The organism is Microcoleus sp. Z1_B2, assembly GCF_036700325.1.
Classification (GTDB): domain Bacteria; phylum Cyanobacteriota; class Cyanobacteriia; order Cyanobacteriales; family Microcoleaceae; genus Microcoleus.
In genome coordinates, this window is record NZ_JAUBOQ010000032.1 from 21,753 (window position 1) to 36,462 (window position 14,710).

The following is a 14,710-nucleotide window of genomic DNA, read 5'->3' on the forward strand; positions in this document are numbered from 1 at the left end:
TTAAAAAAACCTATGAATTTTTTGAAGATTGGGATCAATAAGGGCGATCGAGCCTGCGCGTCGATAAAATTCAGAGAAAAAGTGATTTTTGTGGCTGTTAATATGTGCTTTAGCCATTAAAGTTTAGAATTAAGTTTTTAGTCTTCTGTAATTTACCCATGCTCAAACAAAGCGATTTTGTTAGGAATTCGGACACTAATCGAGTAGAGGTGCTGTCCGAAGCACTGCCTTACATTCAACACTTTGCCGGTCGCACCATAGTTGTCAAATATGGCGGTGCGGCGATGAAAGATAGCAATCTCAAAGACAAGGTGGTTCGGGATATTGTGCTGCTAGCTTGCGTGGGGATGCGTCCGGTTGTGGTTCACGGCGGCGGCCCGGAAATTAATATTTGGCTCGAAAAATTAGGAATTGAGCCGCAATTTAAGGATGGTTTGCGGGTGACTGATGCGGCGACAATGGAAGTTGTAGAAATGGTTTTGGTGGGTAAAGTAAATAAGGAAATTGTTTCGTTAATCAACCAAGCCGGCGGCAAAGCAGTGGGATTGTGCGGCAAGGATGCCAACCTGATTCAAGCTCGTCCAGATGGGCGGGAAGGAATTGGGTTTGTGGGTGAAGTCAGCGGCGTGAAAATCCAGATTTTGGAATCTTTGGTGAACAGCGGATATATTCCGGTGGTGTCGAGCGTGGCCGCCGATGAAAACGGTCAATCTTACAACATTAATGCTGACACGGTAGCTGGGGAAATTGCCGCTGGTTTGGGAGCGGAAAAGTTGATTTTGATGACAGATACTGCGGGCATTTTAGAGGATTATCACAAACCAGAGAGTCTGATTGCTAAGTTAGATATTCAGGAAGCGAGACAGTTGGTTGAGTCGGGAGTTGTGTCTGGGGGCATGATTCCCAAAGTTAACTGTTGTGTGCGGAGTTTGGCTCAGGGTGTGAAGGGTGCTCACATTATTGATGGTCGAATTCCTCATGCTTTGCTGCAAGAAATATTTACCGATGCGGGGATTGGGTCGATGATTGTGGCTTCTGAGTTTAGCAGCGCGAACTTAAGGCCTAAGTAAGGGGTAAATCCTAGCGTGGGGAGGGCGGGTGCGTGAAATGGGTAAACTCGCTGCGATCGCGTATATCCTAACTAAACCTGCCCCTAAAAACCTTGAGAAGGTACTTCTAGGAAATTACTTCAACTACTTCTAACCGTTGTTGGATTTCAGCTTTTCTTAAACTACGATCAAACACTTTAGAGTTTTGGATTCTGTTGCGATTCTCAAGCCGATTGCCAATACGCGATTAGCGCTAGTGGAACCAGAATACGCATCTATTTCTAGTTTACCAGTTGGACTTGTGGGAACTATTGTTGAAGTGTATGATACGGGAAAGGAATGTCAGTATTTAGTGGAGTTTGCTGATAGTCAAGGGAGTGAATATGCTATGGCTATGTTGAAAGCTGATGAAATTTTTGTTCTGCAATATGAACTTGCAGTTGCTTAGTAATGTGAGGACAATAGAAGGTAAGGATTCAGGTCAAAAAAGACTTAAGTATCAAAAGCTGGTAAAATAAACGAATGAAAAAGCCCGCAGCCACCAGACAGAAAGAAAAAATCCAAATCGAGCAGTTGAGCCAAGCTGAACTGGTATAACTCGTAATGGGGCTGCAAAAAATAATTGAAGAATTGCAAGAAAAACTAGCCATTGCTACGGGAAAAAGTCGAACCACCAGTCAGGCTTCTTCGATTCCTCCATCACACGATAGAAGTGGGAGTAGGAGCACTCCAAAAGACCAATCAACGAGTAGCAGCAGCGGTAAAGCCAGCTATAAATGCACTGTGGAAATGGGCGTGCAATCAAATGTTCATGTAGATGAAACGCTAAGAGTGTTTGATGGGGGTTAAAGAAGGGCTATGGACGGCTAGTGGAGAGGGATTCTGTTTATTCCATTCCGCGGATACTTTTGTGACGTGTGGAACTAGAAACCATGCTGGGTACAGAATTTGCTGGGGTCTTAAGCTCAGATGATTTCAGCGTTTATAATGGTGGCACAATCACAGCTCAACAGAAGTGTCTAAGCTGTTGTGCATTTAAAACGCATATTGGTATAATATAACATAATGATATTCAGAAAAAGTGAATGCCTGCTAAAAACTTTCTCAGTTCCGAGACAAAGTAAACTCTGCAACAAGCATTAAAAGACCATGAGCATCCAGACATTCGACAAAGAGCGTTAATATTTTTATTACTAAACAACGGAAATACACAAGCTCAGACTGCTGAACTAATTGGATGTTCTCTCATAAAAGTTGCCTACGGTCGCATTCATGGTCATCCTGATAATTTAGACAGTTTTAAAGATAATAGGATGAAGGGTAATTACCGAAAAGCCACATAAAAATACATTGATTTACTTTTAGAAACAGTTGAAATAGAGCCTGAGAAATATGGTTATGAGTTCGGAATATGGACAACAGCTAGACTTGCAATACATCTAGGAGAGCAGACAGAAATAGAGCTGAGTAGTACCCAATTTAGGAGGATTTTAAACTCAAAAAAGTATGTTTTCTTTTCGGCTAAATCTAGCTTAGAGTCTAAGCAATATACGGTATAAAGGGGGTTGATTTAAAAATAAATTAGCGGAGTATTTAAAAATAGAAAAGTAATATCCAAACCTTTTGCAGGTATGGTTTTAGAACGATAGTGCATTTAGTTTAAGGGTGATTAGAAGGAAGAACTGGTGTATAAAAGTAACTCGAAGTAACATTCATAGGAGAGCGACGAAAAAGTCGTATTAATGTTATGGGTGGAGTAAGATATTAAGATAAAAAAAACGGGTATATTTTATTCCATCTGGGAATTATGCTAATTTTTATGCAGTGCTGAAAAAATTTTATGAAGATTTAAAAGCCGAGTGGATATTGCAAGTAAATTTAGCGGAAGACTTTCAAGATAAAGGCTGTAAGTTTGTGATATTTTTGGACAACGCTAGTTTTCATAAAAAAGCAGAGACTTTGCAGAAAATAGCGTCAGAAATGCCGAATCTAATCATAGAGTTTTTGCCAAAATATAGCCCGGACTATAACGTAGTTGAATTAGTATGGCATTCCGCCAAGGAATATGTTGCTAATAGATTATTTGAATTGAAAAACTAGAATCACTGTTACATAAACTTTTAAATGAGGGCGGGCTAAGAGTGCCCAACCCTACTCCCTACAAGAAAATTTACTCTTTGTGGAAGAGGCCGGAAAGCTTGTTGTTAAGAATGATGCAATATTGTGGGAGTAATTGATATCTGCTGGCATTTTCCCCAAACCTGTAGAGGCGAGTTTTACCAACTATAAATTGCCTAAAATCAATAATCTCATAAACCCGCCCCCACCCGACGATAAAATGCTGGATAGAGAATTGTGCAAGATGTGCGAGTGAATTGATATCTTGTGCCGAACGCCACAATCAGCCAGATGTTTCAATCCTACAGCCGACTATTGCCACAGGTGCAACATATGAATTTATTAGATATATTAAACAAAGCTAGTTTTTTCTATAATAACGCTTATGGCTGTCAATTTCGCTACGTCCCCCGCTTCTAGTCTCAAACCAGAAGCCCAGAATATCTCAGCACTCAAACAAGTCTTCCAGACAATTGATGCCGATAGCTGTCCGGGTTCCTATAATTTTCATATGCACACAGTCTACTCTGACGGGCGATTGCAGCCAGAGAAATTGATGGAACAAGCCATAGCCCGCGGTCTCAAGGGCTTAGCTATCACCGACCACCACAGCACCGAAGGCTACGTTAAAGCTCAAATTTGGCTGGATAATTGGAAATTAAACCATCCTGACAAAAATAGTGAAGCACCTAGTCTCTGGACAGGCGCTGAAATTAATGCCGAATTGCTCAACAATGAGGTACACATTCTCTGTTACGCCTTCGATCCGCAAAATCCCAGTCTCAAACCTTACTTGCGAGGTAAAAGTACAGAAGGCACCTATTGTTATTCAGCAGCCAGGGTAATTGAAGCTATTCATGAAGCAGGAGGTTTAGCAGTTCTAGCACATCCTTGCCGGTATCGATCGACTGCCGATCAACTAATCCCAGAAGCAGCTCGTTTCGGCATTGACGGTGTAGAAATTTACTATGCTTACGGTAATCCAAATCCTTGGAAACCAAGCCCCAAACAAACTGCTTTAGTCAAAGATTTAGCAGAAACTTATGGTTTGCTGGGAACTTGTGGCACGGACTCTCACGGCCTGAGTCTTTTAGTCCGAATCTAAATAGTTCGGAAATAAGAAGTGCTTTATCCTGTCCTTGCCAGTCTAAGCGTTAGCGGATATATCTCTTATGAAAGCAATCACCATGAGCCGAAAACAAACAGTTGATCAGGTCAATCGATTTTAGATTTGAGATTTTAGATTTTAGATTGACTGCACGGATAAATACGTTCGGCAAGTTTCATTTGATACAGGTTTTTTATTTCTGGACGGATGAATCACGTGGCGGGTATCCTGGATGCTTGATTGTCATATTAGGTGCGCTAAAATGACTATAAAATTGTTTGGTAGTGAGGACTTCAGTCCTCATAAAAGTCTGTGGACTGAAGTTTTTACTACTTGCCTGATAACGGCTATTTTACGGGACGTGAGATAATTGCGATCGCCAGAATGAGCTTTCGGTATCCAAAAGTAAGCAATTGCTTTCTTCAGGTAATATCGTTGCAACTCCGAGAGACATTGCGCCCTAAAAACCAGTCGCCCTTCTACCGTTCCGGGAACAACTGACAGGCCCTGTTCGTTGGCTGATTTGCCCACTCCAAGCGAGAATTTCCAAATCGATCCATCCAACCTTCCAAATAAGCGCGATTAGCCTTTTTTTCCTCTGGATCGGAGGTATTCATGGGATGAGGTGCTAAACCAAAAATAGTCGCCGTCGTCACGCAAAACATCGACTTCTGAAAACTTTGGCAAATTTGCACCCGCAGATCATCTTCACCCCGACAGCTAGTGCGATAAACTGCGTGCAAATACTCCGGCAAATAATGCCGCATATCTTGCATCAATTGAGTTGGCGGAATCCCTGCACCTCCAATAGGTAATGGATCAGCAAACAAAGCCCCGTAGGCAAAATCTTTTTGTTTTTCCGGGATTTGATGGGCTTGAGCGTTGTAGGAAACTGTGCCAAAAAAAGCTGTGCCCCGAAAGAAAACAGCCTCTACATAAGGCACCGCTACATCTGGTAAAAATGTCAAGTTAGCCGAGGCCGGAATGATATCGTAGACTTGACTGTGAATCTTGACGCTGTAGGTAATCGGTAGGCTGGCGGCGGCGACTAAACCGGCTTTGACAAAATCAACTACATCAGAAATAGACTTAGTTTCCCCTCGATCGTAGGAATCAGATAAGTCCATAAACAAATCGCTCATTACCCGCCAAAACTGACCGAGACCGGTGTAGTAAGCCAGCATCCGCACTTGTTCCGGCAAAAAATTAGGAAAGGTTTTGTTTAGTCCCTGCATGAAAAAATTGCCTTTCAATTTAGCAGCGATCGCCTTTTCGACCAAACTGCTAAATTCCGGGGAATCCAAATAACTGTCCAAACCGCCGCCGCCGTGCCAAAGCATTGTTCTCATGCAATACTCAGCATACTCAAAATTTATGCGATCGTGCCACAAATAGCGAATTAATTTCGGCAGCGTCACCTCTCCATTGAAATATTTAAAAAACGGAAAAAGCACTAAAAACTGTTCTTCTGCAATATAATTGAGATTGCGAGAATAGGCATCTAAAACAATAGCATAACTTTTCAGCACGCCGACAACTTCAACTACATTTTCCGTAGATTCAGGCAGTAAAGCTTGGCCTGATTCCAAGATGTCAATGTATGCGGATAGGGGATGGGAAGATGGTTTTAATACGGTACTTTTCATTTTTATTTAACCTTAATTGAAGGAAGGCACGACACGGATTTGAACACGGATACACTGATGAATGGAATAGGTAGGGACACGGCAGTGCCGTGTCCCTACAGCCGTCTGCTGTATTTTATGGGATTGAAAACTGCCATAGGACTAAAGTCCGATGCTACTGATATCTTGCACCATTCTCAATTAGCCCTAGGGGCGGGTTCGCCAACAGCCTTAAAGCTTGCAAATAGGTTATATAAACCCGCCCGACCCCACGAAAAATCCTCTTATTGATATTGCTGCAAGATGTCAGATGCTACAAACTTAGGTCATATTTTATTTCAAGTTTTGAGCAATAACTTTAACTTGGGGTGGCACATTAGCTACCATTCCGATCGCAGTTTTTTCGCTCAAAGCAACTAAAACTCCCGGCTGCACTCCCATGATGGCGATAATTACTGCTAAAACCAGCGAAGGAATGCGATCGCGCCAGCGGACTTGCGGCAAATTTACCACCACATCCGAAAGGCGGCCGAAAAAGGCGCGGTTGACCATAATTAAAAAGTAAACTGAAGTTAAACCAGTGCCGATCATGCAGAGCAAAGTTTGCACGGGAAACACTGGCAAACTGCCCCGAAATATCAAAAATTCAGCAATAAATCCAGCCAAACCTGGAATGCCGGCACTAGCCATCACGCCGAGGATCATTAAACTGCCAATCATCGGCAAACCGCGATCGGGATTGAACAAACCTTTGAGCACATCGATGTTGCGGGTGCCGGATTTTTTGTAAATAACGCCGACACTCAAAAATAGCAGCCCTGAAATTAAACCGTGGCTAACCATTTGCAAAACTGTTCCCAGCATACTAATCGGAGTAGCTGCGGCGCTAGCTAACAAAATGTAGCCCATGTGAGCGATCGAACTGTAAGCTACAATTTTTTTCATATCTTTTTGGGCGATCGCGCAACTCGCCCCGTAAAGCACGCTTACCACCGCCCAACTCGCCAACCAAGGTGCCGCCACCGCCCACGCATCTGGAAACAAACCCAAACCAAAACGCAGCATCCCATAAGTTCCCAGCTTCAAAAGCACCCCCGCCAGCAGCACCGAAACCGGCGTCGAAGCTTCTACGTGAGCATCCGGCAGCCAAGTATGAAAAGGCACCAAAGGCATCTTAATTCCAAAAGCCAGCAACACCCCTGCCAGCAAAACAATTTGCCTTACCAAAGGCAATGGCAATCCTCCTTGTAAATGCGATGCGCCCGCTGCACCAACCATATCGAAACTCGAAGCACCGCTAAGCCAACCAGTACCCAAGAAAGCAGCCAGGAGCACAATTCCCGAAAATGCAGTATAGATTAAAAACTTAGTAGCAGCATAACCCCGGCGCTCGCCTCCCCAAATCGCAATTAACAGGTAAAGCGGAATCAATTCTACCTCAAAAAACAGGAAAAACAGCAGCAAATTTTGAGATAAAAAAGCCCCTGTTACGCCGCCGGTAATTAACAAAATCAAAGAATAATAAAGTCGAGGTCTGCGGATCGACTCATCCGTAGCGTAAATAGCTATTCCTGTCAGCAGAGTATTTAAAATTACCAAAGGCAGAGCCAAACCATCAACACCGAGATTGTAATTCAATCCCAAAACATCTATCCAAGGAATGAATTCCGCAAACTGCAACTGACTGGTACTGGCATCAAACTGAACTGCCAAAATCACCGAGAGAATAAAAGTTATACCCGCAATGGCGATCGCTACATTCCGAACTATTTTAGAACTCACTGAACCAGGCCAGATCCCAATCAGGGCAGCGGCCAACATAGGTATCCAGATTAAAGCACTGAGCATCAATTAAAACTTTCCTTTATTACGCAGTTTTTAGAGATATAGCAATCCTAAATCATTTGTGAATTTCTTACTCCCTCCCCAAGGCATCGGGGAGGGTTGGGGTGGGGTAAAAAAATTACGACTCCTGCAAGGATTGGTATATATTTAACATTAACGCAAAGCAACTGCATAAAAAAGCGATCGGCCCATTTTCTTGTTAACATAGATTCAAATGTGTCTGGAATCCTCCTATGACCTCAAGTCTTACAGATCGAGAAGATTTGCAAATTAAATCCGGTTCTCCTTCCACCCGCCTCACCGTTGCCGACTTGGAACAACTGCAAGGTATACTCTCGGAAGCGCATCTAGACTACCAATTAGAACTCGTAGACGGGAAGATTATCCTTATGGGCCCATCAGACATTGTATCGAGCGAAATTGGGGCAGAGTTAGTCAGACTTTTACTAAACTGGGTCAAACCCCGCAAACTTGGACGAGTGTTTGAGTCCAGTGGCGGGTTTATTCTCCCCAATTCAAATCTTACAGCACCCGATGTTTCGTTTGTAACCGCCGATCGCCTCAAACAAAGTAAAAGGTATTTTGCCGAACTCGTTCCCGACTTAGTTGTAGAAATCAAATCTCAGTCCGATCGCCTCAAACCCCTGCGAGAAAAAATTTTATCATTTATCGAACTAGGAGCCAAAGTAGGAATATTAATCGACCCTGACAAGCGCACAATAACAATTTACACTCCCCAAGCAGATCCAGTGGTATTGAGAGACGGCGACATGATTTCAATTCCCGAACTTTTGCCCGGTTGGGAAGTTCCAGTGATCGAATTGTGGCCGATCGAGTTTGAATAAAAGTAGATAAAAAAGCAGACAAACCCAGAATAAAATCATCTGCGTTCATCTGCGGTTTAAAATTAAATAACATCAGACAAAAAGCAGACAAACCCGAAAAATTCATCTGCCAACCTCTGCTGTTTAAAACTGCCAAATAATCAACCCCAGCAACACCGCAACCCCCCCCACAATAGTCAACACATAAAACTGCGACTGACCGGTGCCGCTGTACTTCAACCCTTCACCGCTGAAAATTGTGGCAAAACCGAACAAATTCACCGCCCCGTCCACCACATACCTATCAGTCCAAGCGCTGATTTTAGAAATAAAAGCCACAGCCCAAACGACAGTCAAGCGGTAAACTCGATCGATATAAAAATCGTAAGCAAACAAATCCTGCAACGCTGGCACCGGCAGCCGTACCGGTCGAGGTAAAACCCCGTACCAATAAATCGCCACCCCAACCGCAACGCCAATCAATCCAGATAACAACAACAGCGGTGTATCCAGCGTCTTCAACAGCAAATTTAAAGTATCAAAATCTCCCGTTTCCGCCCAAGGGCCAGTCCAACTAATTAACAGTTGCCACTGCTGCAACATCCAAGGAACCAACAGCCCCATCACTGTCAGAATTACCATCGGCAAAGCCATCGGCCAACCAACTTCTGGAGCTCTGCGAGTTTTCGGCTGCGGTTTTCCCACAAACACTAAACCGAATATGCGAGTTAAATTTAGCGCTGTCAAACCGTTAACTAAAAGCAGCACTATTACCAGCCACAAAGGCACCGTCCAAAAACCGTTGAGCCAGCGTCGCATCGCCCAAAAGTTGCCCAGAGGCAACAACGCTACCATCCCCGCAGCGCCTACTAAATAAGCCGTAGTCGTGGCAGGCATCTTTGACCACAACCCACCCATTTCTGTTAAATTTTGAGTGTTAGTTGTGGTAATAATTGACCCTACGCTCATGAATAATAGGCCTTTGGCGATCGAGTGCGCGAACAGCAACAGTAAAGCAATGTCAACTTGATTTAGCCCCACGGCGATAAACACCAAACCCAAAGAAGCGCTGGTAGAATGCGATAGTGCTCTTTTGAGGTCGATTTGGGCGATCGCCACCAAGGAAGCGCCAACAGCCGTCACCGCCCCCAAAACCACCAGCACCCCATCCGTCACGGGCGACAGCGCTAAAACAGGCTGAAGTTTAATCAAAACATAAGCCCCAGCGCCCACAACTACCGTATTCCGCATAATCGAAGCCGGGTTTGGCCCTTCCATCGCCTCGTCGAGCCACAAATGGAAGGGAAATTGAGCGCACTTGGCTGTAGGGGCGGAGATTAAAGCCAAACCTAAAAGAGTCGCCACTAGGGGAGACAAAGTTGCAGTTTCCGCCCATGTTTCTAAATCGGAAAAATTCAAACTTCCTGCTAAAGTTGAAAGCGTCACTACTCCCATCAGCAGTGGCACGTCTCCTACACGCTTGGTTAAAAACGCATCTCTAGCGGCTGTTACTACCAGCGGTTGAGCGTACCAAAACCCGACTAGCAAGTAAGTTGAAAGCGTCAGCATTTCCAATAAAGCGTAAGTTAGAAGCAGTGAGTCGCTAATAGCAATGCCGCTAATTGCTGCTTCAAAAAAACCGAGCAGCCCAAAAAATCGAGCTAGCGCCCAGTCTTTTTCCATGTAGCCTAGAGCGTAAATTTGTGCTAGCAAACTCAGAAGTGTAACTAACTCCATTGCTCCGACGCTGACCGTGGAGATTTCTATTGCAAAAGACAAATCTAAATCGGCTGCTTGCACCCAGTGCACGAGCAACTGTTGCGGCGGTTGATCCCAAGTCGCTGTAAAAATAACTGATCCGTGTATGAAAGCCACCACTGTCATCAGCAAATTGAAGTAAGCTGCTGGTCTTGGGCCTGTTCTGCGAATGGTGCCGGTAGACCACGGCAAAGTTAAAATTGCGCCTATTAAGCCATATAAAGGTACCCACCAACAGGCTTGGAGGAGAAATTGAGTCATTTAATTTATGCCTTAAACTTGAAATTACTGGCTGCTTTTATACAAAAACAGTAGCGGGCGATCGCGCGATGCCCTAAAACTTTGACTAAACCCGATCGTATAGTTGTGGCAAAATAATTTGCAGTCCAGATTAACTATACATGAAAGCATCAAAACTGATAATTATCTCAACACTAATTTATAAGCTGAGCAGAGGAGGCACTCAAAGAAAAAAATGTCTGCCGATGGGCCAAGACTGCCTTTTTTGGCTATTTACCCGCGATCCCCATTTTGAACTCCCCTAATTTCCTGCCAGCGATCGGCTCCGGCTTCGCATACCGAACTCTACTTTATGAGTATTCTTACTTACTTTAATCCCCCCTCGCTCTCGGTATCTACCCCTCTAAATATTAAGATTATTAAATAAATATGAAATTATTTTAAGTAACATAAAAAATTTTAATTTTTGTTATTAAACATTATGATGTTAGTTTATATTGTCAAGGTGGACAGCTTCCCCTATTCTTATAGGATAGGAAGCTTTACACTGCCTTACTAAAAAATGTGGGCCTCCCCGTCCAAATTTTTAGATTTCTCAAAGATTTGTAACGGTAATTTCGCTCATCCTCAAAGGAGATTCAAAAATGTCAATTGCCGTGGGAATGATTGAGACAAAAGGTTTTCCCGCTGTGGTGGAAGCTGCCGATGCTATGGTCAAAGCTGCCCGCGTTACCCTCGTGGGGTATGAAAAAATCGGCAGCGCCCGCGTCACCGTAATTGTGCGCGGCAACGTGTCGGAAGTCCAAGCCTCAGTCGCAGCCGGAGTGGAATCCGTCAAGCGGGTCAACGGCGGAGAAGTCGTCTCTACCCACATCATCGCTCGCCCCCACGAAAACCTAGAATACGTTCTGCCGATTCGATATACAGAAGCAGTAGAACAGTTCCGAGGCTACTAAGTTCTTAGCGCACAAAAATTTCGTTAAAGGAAAATTTGTGCGATCGTCAAAAATTAACTGTTTAGTTCCCCAAATATTCAATCAGGAGTAAAACCAATGGCAATTGCAGTTGGCATGATCGAAACCCTAGGCTTCCCCGCAGTGGTAGAAGCCGCTGACGCGATGGTCAAAGCAGCCCGCGTCACCTTGGTAGGCTACGAAAAAATCGGTAGCGCTCGGGTTACGGTCATTGTAAGAGGAGATGTCTCGGAAGTGCAAGCTTCTGTCGCAGCCGGAGTAGAGTCAGTGAAGCGCGTTAACGGCGGACAAGTGATGTCCACCCACATTATCGCCCGCCCTCACGAAAACTTAGAGTACGTGCTGCCGATTCGCTACACCGAAGCTGTAGAACAGTTCCGTGAAGGCGTGAGTGGCATTCGCCCTCTCAACAGATCATAAGATAGGCGATTCCCTACGGGATAGCTTCGCTTCACGGCTGTTAGGGGCGTTTGGTAATTAAAAATTAAAAATCGCGATGTTTTTGATTTAGCATTTTTAATTTTTAATTGAGGTGGGCATGGGATATTGGTTATTAGTCATGAATCATGAGTCCGTCGATTTTAGATTTTAGATTTTAGATTTTAGATTGACTCTCGCATTGAATTGGGGAGCTTGAACTCTTAGTCTAAAATTTCGATCTCGTCCACTTAAGTGGGGAATTTTACCCGTTTCTGGCGAGTCATTAGTTACTAGACGAAAAACTCTAAAAGACGCAGAGCAGACAGAAGAAAGCAAATCTAAAAACGACAAGTGACTAAGTGAAAAAATGACAATTACCAATTACCTATTACCTATTACCTAAAATGCAAATGGCCAAAGTTCTCGGCACAGTTGTCAGTACCCAAAAAGAGCCGACACTGAGAGGATCGAAATTTCTACTGCTGCAATTCATCGATGAGGAAGGTTCGCCAGTTCCCGGCTATGAGGTAGCCGCTGACTGTGTGGGCGCTGGTATAGATGAATGGGTTTTAGTAACCCGAGGCAGCGCAGCCCGGATCGCGCCCGGAAGCGAAAACCGTCCGATCGATGCTCTAGTAGTAGGCATTATAGATACTGTCAATGTAGAAAACCGCCTCATTTACAGTAAAAAAGACGACCCGTACGGCTAGTTGCAACCGTTAGCAGTTAGCAGTTAGTGGAAAAATAACTAACAACTAACAACTAACAACTAACAACTAACAACTAACAACTAACAAAAAGATTTTTCAGCTTAGGAGAACTTAATTTATGGCAGTCCGCAACGTTGCGGCTCCCCCGACGCCTTGGTCGAAAAACTTGGCTGAGCCTAAAATTCACGACACCGCCTTCGTACATTCCTTTTCTAACATTATTGGGGATGTGCATATCGGTTCTAATGTGATGATTGCCCCCGGGACATCTATCCGCGCCGATGAAGGCACTCCTTTTTATATCGGACAAGGAAGCAACATTCAAGACGGAGTAGTGATTCACGGCCTAGAACAAGGCCGTGTCACAGGAGACGACGACAAATCCTATTCTGTGTGGGTGGGGAAAAATACTTCCCTCACCCACATGAGTTTAATTCACGGCCCGGCCTACGTGGGCGACAACTGCTTTATCGGCTTTCGCTCCACGGTGTTCAATGCCAGAGTGGGCAACGGCTGCATTGTCATGATGCACGTACTAATTAAAGATGTGGAGATTCCCCCCGGTAAGTACGTACCTTCGGGAGCCATCATCACTAATCAGAAGCAAGCCGATCGCTTGCCTGACGTTCAAGATTCTGACATTCAATTTGCGACCCATGTCATCGGCATCAATGACGCTCTGAGAACGGGTTATCGCTGCGCTGAGAACATCGCCTGTCTAGCACCAATTCGCAACGAGCAAACTAAAAACCCAAATATGACTCAAACCAAATATTCTACCCATGCCGGCACCCAATTGAGTTCAACTCTTGCCGATAGCATCCGTAATTTACTAGCTCAAGGATACAGCGTGGGAGCCGAACACGCCGACGCACGCCGCTTCCGTACCGGTTCTTGGCGTACTTGCGGCCCGATTTCCTCAACCCGTGACTCTGAAGTGATCGCGGCTTTGTCAGCTTGCATGGCCGAACACCAAGGAGAATACGTCCGCTTGATCGGGATTGACACCAAAGCCAAGCGCCGCGTACTAGAAGAAATCGTCCAAAGACCGGGAGACAACGGCTCTAACGGTTCTAACGGTGCGAAAACTCACCAATCTAACGGTAAAGTTGCACAACAAGCTTCATACCACAATAGCGGTTCCGTGTCAAGCGGAAAATTGAGTGCCGAAACAGTGACTCAGGTTCGGGGCTTGCTAGCTCAAGGCTACAAAATTGGCACGGAACACGCCGACGCGCGCCGCTTCCGCACCAGTTCTTGGCAAAGCGGGGCTTCGCTGCAAGTCAGAAACGAATCTGAGGCGATCGCCGCTTTGGAAGCTGTGATGAACGAGTACCCCGGTGAGTACGTGCGCTTGATCGGGATTGACCCGAAAGCTAAGCGACGCGTGGTTGAAGAAATTATTCAGCGTCCCGACGGCCCAGTTGCTCAATCGGCTAAGCCTGCAGCAACATCGGGATACAAAGCAGCTTCGACTGGTTCGGCCAGCAGCGGCAGTTTGACCGGCAAGACGATCGACCAAATCCGCAACCTGCTTTCCCAAGGCTACAAAATTGGCACGGAACACGCCGACGCGCGCCGTTTCCGCACCGGTTCTTGGAGCAGTTGCGCCCCGATCGCATCCAACCGCGAATCCGAAGTGATTTCTGCCCTCGAAAGCTGTCTCAAAGAACACAGCGGCGAGTACGTCCGCTTGCTGGGCATCGACTCCAAGGCGAAGCGCCGGGTACTCGAAGAAATTATCCAGCGTCCTTAATTTGCTAGGTAATTAGCTTGTTTCTCCCGTTAAGCCCTCGCGTTGGGGCCAACGGGAGAAACCCCAGCGGATTTAAGTTGGATTTGAGATAGTTAAAAAGCTCGAATGAGAAATGTTGGTCAAAATCTAGAATCTTCGGAAAGTTTCTATAAAACGTTAAATCATCAAGCTTCTCAGTATTAGTAAATTATCGTTTCTTAGATTGACATGGTTAAATTTATCAGTCGAGAAAACCCATAATTTAAAGTCGTTTTATCGAAAAAAATAGCTCCTTTCATGGTGA

12 protein-coding genes and 1 pseudogene are annotated in these 14,710 nt (G+C 44.8%); 10 read left to right on the forward strand and 3 right to left on the reverse strand.

Features of this window, described 5'->3' with window-relative positions; translation table 11 throughout:
• Positions 1-158: 158 nt before the first annotated feature.
• The 5 genes and pseudogenes from argB to QT984_RS19215 all read left to right on the forward strand — a co-directional run bounded on the left by argB (position 159) and on the right by QT984_RS19215 (position 4,272).
• Positions 159-1,070: an acetylglutamate kinase gene (gene argB / locus QT984_RS19195; protein WP_333053450.1), complete on the forward strand. Its 912-nt coding sequence runs from the start codon at positions 159-161 to the stop codon at positions 1,068-1,070.
• A 184-nt stretch (positions 1,071-1,254) separates the two neighbouring features.
• Positions 1,255-1,497 carry a DUF4926 domain-containing protein gene (locus tag QT984_RS19200; protein WP_333053451.1) on the forward strand — a complete coding sequence of 81 codons (243 nt, stop codon included), beginning with the start codon at positions 1,255-1,257 and terminating at the stop codon, positions 1,495-1,497.
• A gap of 155 nt (positions 1,498-1,652) precedes the next feature.
• On the forward strand, positions 1,653-1,898 hold the full coding sequence (locus QT984_RS19205) for a hypothetical protein (protein WP_333053452.1): 246 nt from the start codon (positions 1,653-1,655) through the stop codon (positions 1,896-1,898).
• Positions 1,899-2,176: 278 nt separating this feature from the next.
• Positions 2,177-3,286: pseudogene (locus QT984_RS19210) on the forward strand (IS630 family transposase).
• Positions 3,287-3,552: 266 nt separating this feature from the next.
• Positions 3,553-4,272, forward strand: a complete 720-nt coding sequence (locus QT984_RS19215) for a PHP domain-containing protein (protein WP_333053453.1) — start codon at positions 3,553-3,555, stop codon at positions 4,270-4,272.
• A gap of 482 nt (positions 4,273-4,754) precedes the next feature.
• Here QT984_RS19215 and QT984_RS19220 read toward each other — a convergent pair whose 3' ends face one another.
• Positions 4,755-5,921 carry a CO2 hydration protein gene (locus tag QT984_RS19220; RefSeq protein WP_333374670.1) on the reverse strand — a complete coding sequence of 389 codons (1,167 nt, stop codon included), beginning with the start codon at positions 5,919-5,921 and terminating at the stop codon, positions 4,755-4,757.
• Positions 5,922-6,233: 312 nt separating this feature from the next.
• The gene (locus QT984_RS19225) at positions 6,234-7,748 is read right to left on the reverse strand and encodes an NADH-quinone oxidoreductase subunit M (protein WP_333374672.1); all 1,515 of its coding nucleotides are present in this window, start codon (positions 7,746-7,748) and stop codon (positions 6,234-6,236) included.
• A gap of 230 nt (positions 7,749-7,978) precedes the next feature.
• On the opposite strand from QT984_RS19225, the gene QT984_RS19230 reads away from it, so the two are divergent.
• Positions 7,979-8,590, forward strand: a complete 612-nt coding sequence (locus QT984_RS19230) for a Uma2 family endonuclease (protein ID WP_333053456.1) — start codon at positions 7,979-7,981, stop codon at positions 8,588-8,590.
• 123 nt (positions 8,591-8,713) lie between these two features.
• Here the strand turns inward: QT984_RS19230 and QT984_RS19235 are convergent, their stop codons facing one another.
• Complete coding sequence (locus tag QT984_RS19235) at positions 8,714-10,588, reverse strand: NAD(P)H-quinone oxidoreductase subunit F (RefSeq protein ID WP_333053457.1); 1,875 nt, start codon at positions 10,586-10,588, stop codon at positions 8,714-8,716.
• Positions 10,589-11,211: 623 nt separating this feature from the next.
• Here QT984_RS19235 and QT984_RS19240 point away from each other — a divergent pair.
• From QT984_RS19240 to QT984_RS19255, 4 genes are all read left to right on the forward strand, one after another.
• The gene (locus tag QT984_RS19240; protein WP_006635059.1) at positions 11,212-11,523 is read left to right on the forward strand and encodes a carbon dioxide-concentrating mechanism protein CcmK; all 312 of its coding nucleotides are present in this window, start codon (positions 11,212-11,214) and stop codon (positions 11,521-11,523) included.
• 96 nt (positions 11,524-11,619) lie between these two features.
• Entirely contained in the window at positions 11,620-11,961 is a 342-nt protein-coding gene (locus QT984_RS19245) for a carbon dioxide-concentrating mechanism protein CcmK (RefSeq protein ID WP_006635058.1), read from the forward strand.
• Between the two features lie 404 nt (positions 11,962-12,365).
• On the forward strand, positions 12,366-12,671 hold the full coding sequence (locus tag QT984_RS19250; protein WP_006635057.1) for a EutN/CcmL family microcompartment protein: 306 nt from the start codon (positions 12,366-12,368) through the stop codon (positions 12,669-12,671).
• Positions 12,672-12,789: 118 nt separating this feature from the next.
• Positions 12,790-14,427 carry a ribulose bisphosphate carboxylase small subunit gene (locus QT984_RS19255; RefSeq protein ID WP_333053458.1) on the forward strand — a complete coding sequence of 546 codons (1,638 nt, stop codon included), beginning with the start codon at positions 12,790-12,792 and terminating at the stop codon, positions 14,425-14,427.
• Positions 14,428-14,710 lie beyond the last annotated feature (283 nt).

Bases quoted from the DNA above. Each gene is read 5' to 3' on its own strand.
- argB (WP_333053450.1), top strand. From the start codon at position 159: ATGCTCAAACAAAGCGATTTTGTTAGGAATTCGGACACTAATCGAGTA.
- QT984_RS19205 (WP_333053452.1), top strand. From the start codon at position 1,653: ATGGGGCTGCAAAAAATAATTGAAGAATTGCAAGAAAAACTAGCCATT.
- QT984_RS19215 (WP_333053453.1), top strand. From the start codon at position 3,553: ATGGCTGTCAATTTCGCTACGTCCCCCGCTTCTAGTCTCAAACCAGAA.
- QT984_RS19220 (WP_333374670.1), bottom strand. From the start codon at position 5,921: ATGAAAAGTACCGTATTAAAACCATCTTCCCATCCCCTATCCGCATAC.
- QT984_RS19225 (WP_333374672.1), bottom strand. From the start codon at position 7,748: ATGCTCAGTGCTTTAATCTGGATACCTATGTTGGCCGCTGCCCTGATT.
- QT984_RS19230 (WP_333053456.1), top strand. From the start codon at position 7,979: ATGACCTCAAGTCTTACAGATCGAGAAGATTTGCAAATTAAATCCGGT.
- QT984_RS19235 (WP_333053457.1), bottom strand. From the start codon at position 10,588: ATGACTCAATTTCTCCTCCAAGCCTGTTGGTGGGTACCTTTATATGGC.
- QT984_RS19240 (WP_006635059.1), top strand. From the start codon at position 11,212: ATGTCAATTGCCGTGGGAATGATTGAGACAAAAGGTTTTCCCGCTGTG.
- QT984_RS19245 (WP_006635058.1), top strand. From the start codon at position 11,620: ATGGCAATTGCAGTTGGCATGATCGAAACCCTAGGCTTCCCCGCAGTG.
- QT984_RS19250 (WP_006635057.1), top strand. From the start codon at position 12,366: ATGCAAATGGCCAAAGTTCTCGGCACAGTTGTCAGTACCCAAAAAGAG.
- QT984_RS19255 (WP_333053458.1), top strand. From the start codon at position 12,790: ATGGCAGTCCGCAACGTTGCGGCTCCCCCGACGCCTTGGTCGAAAAAC.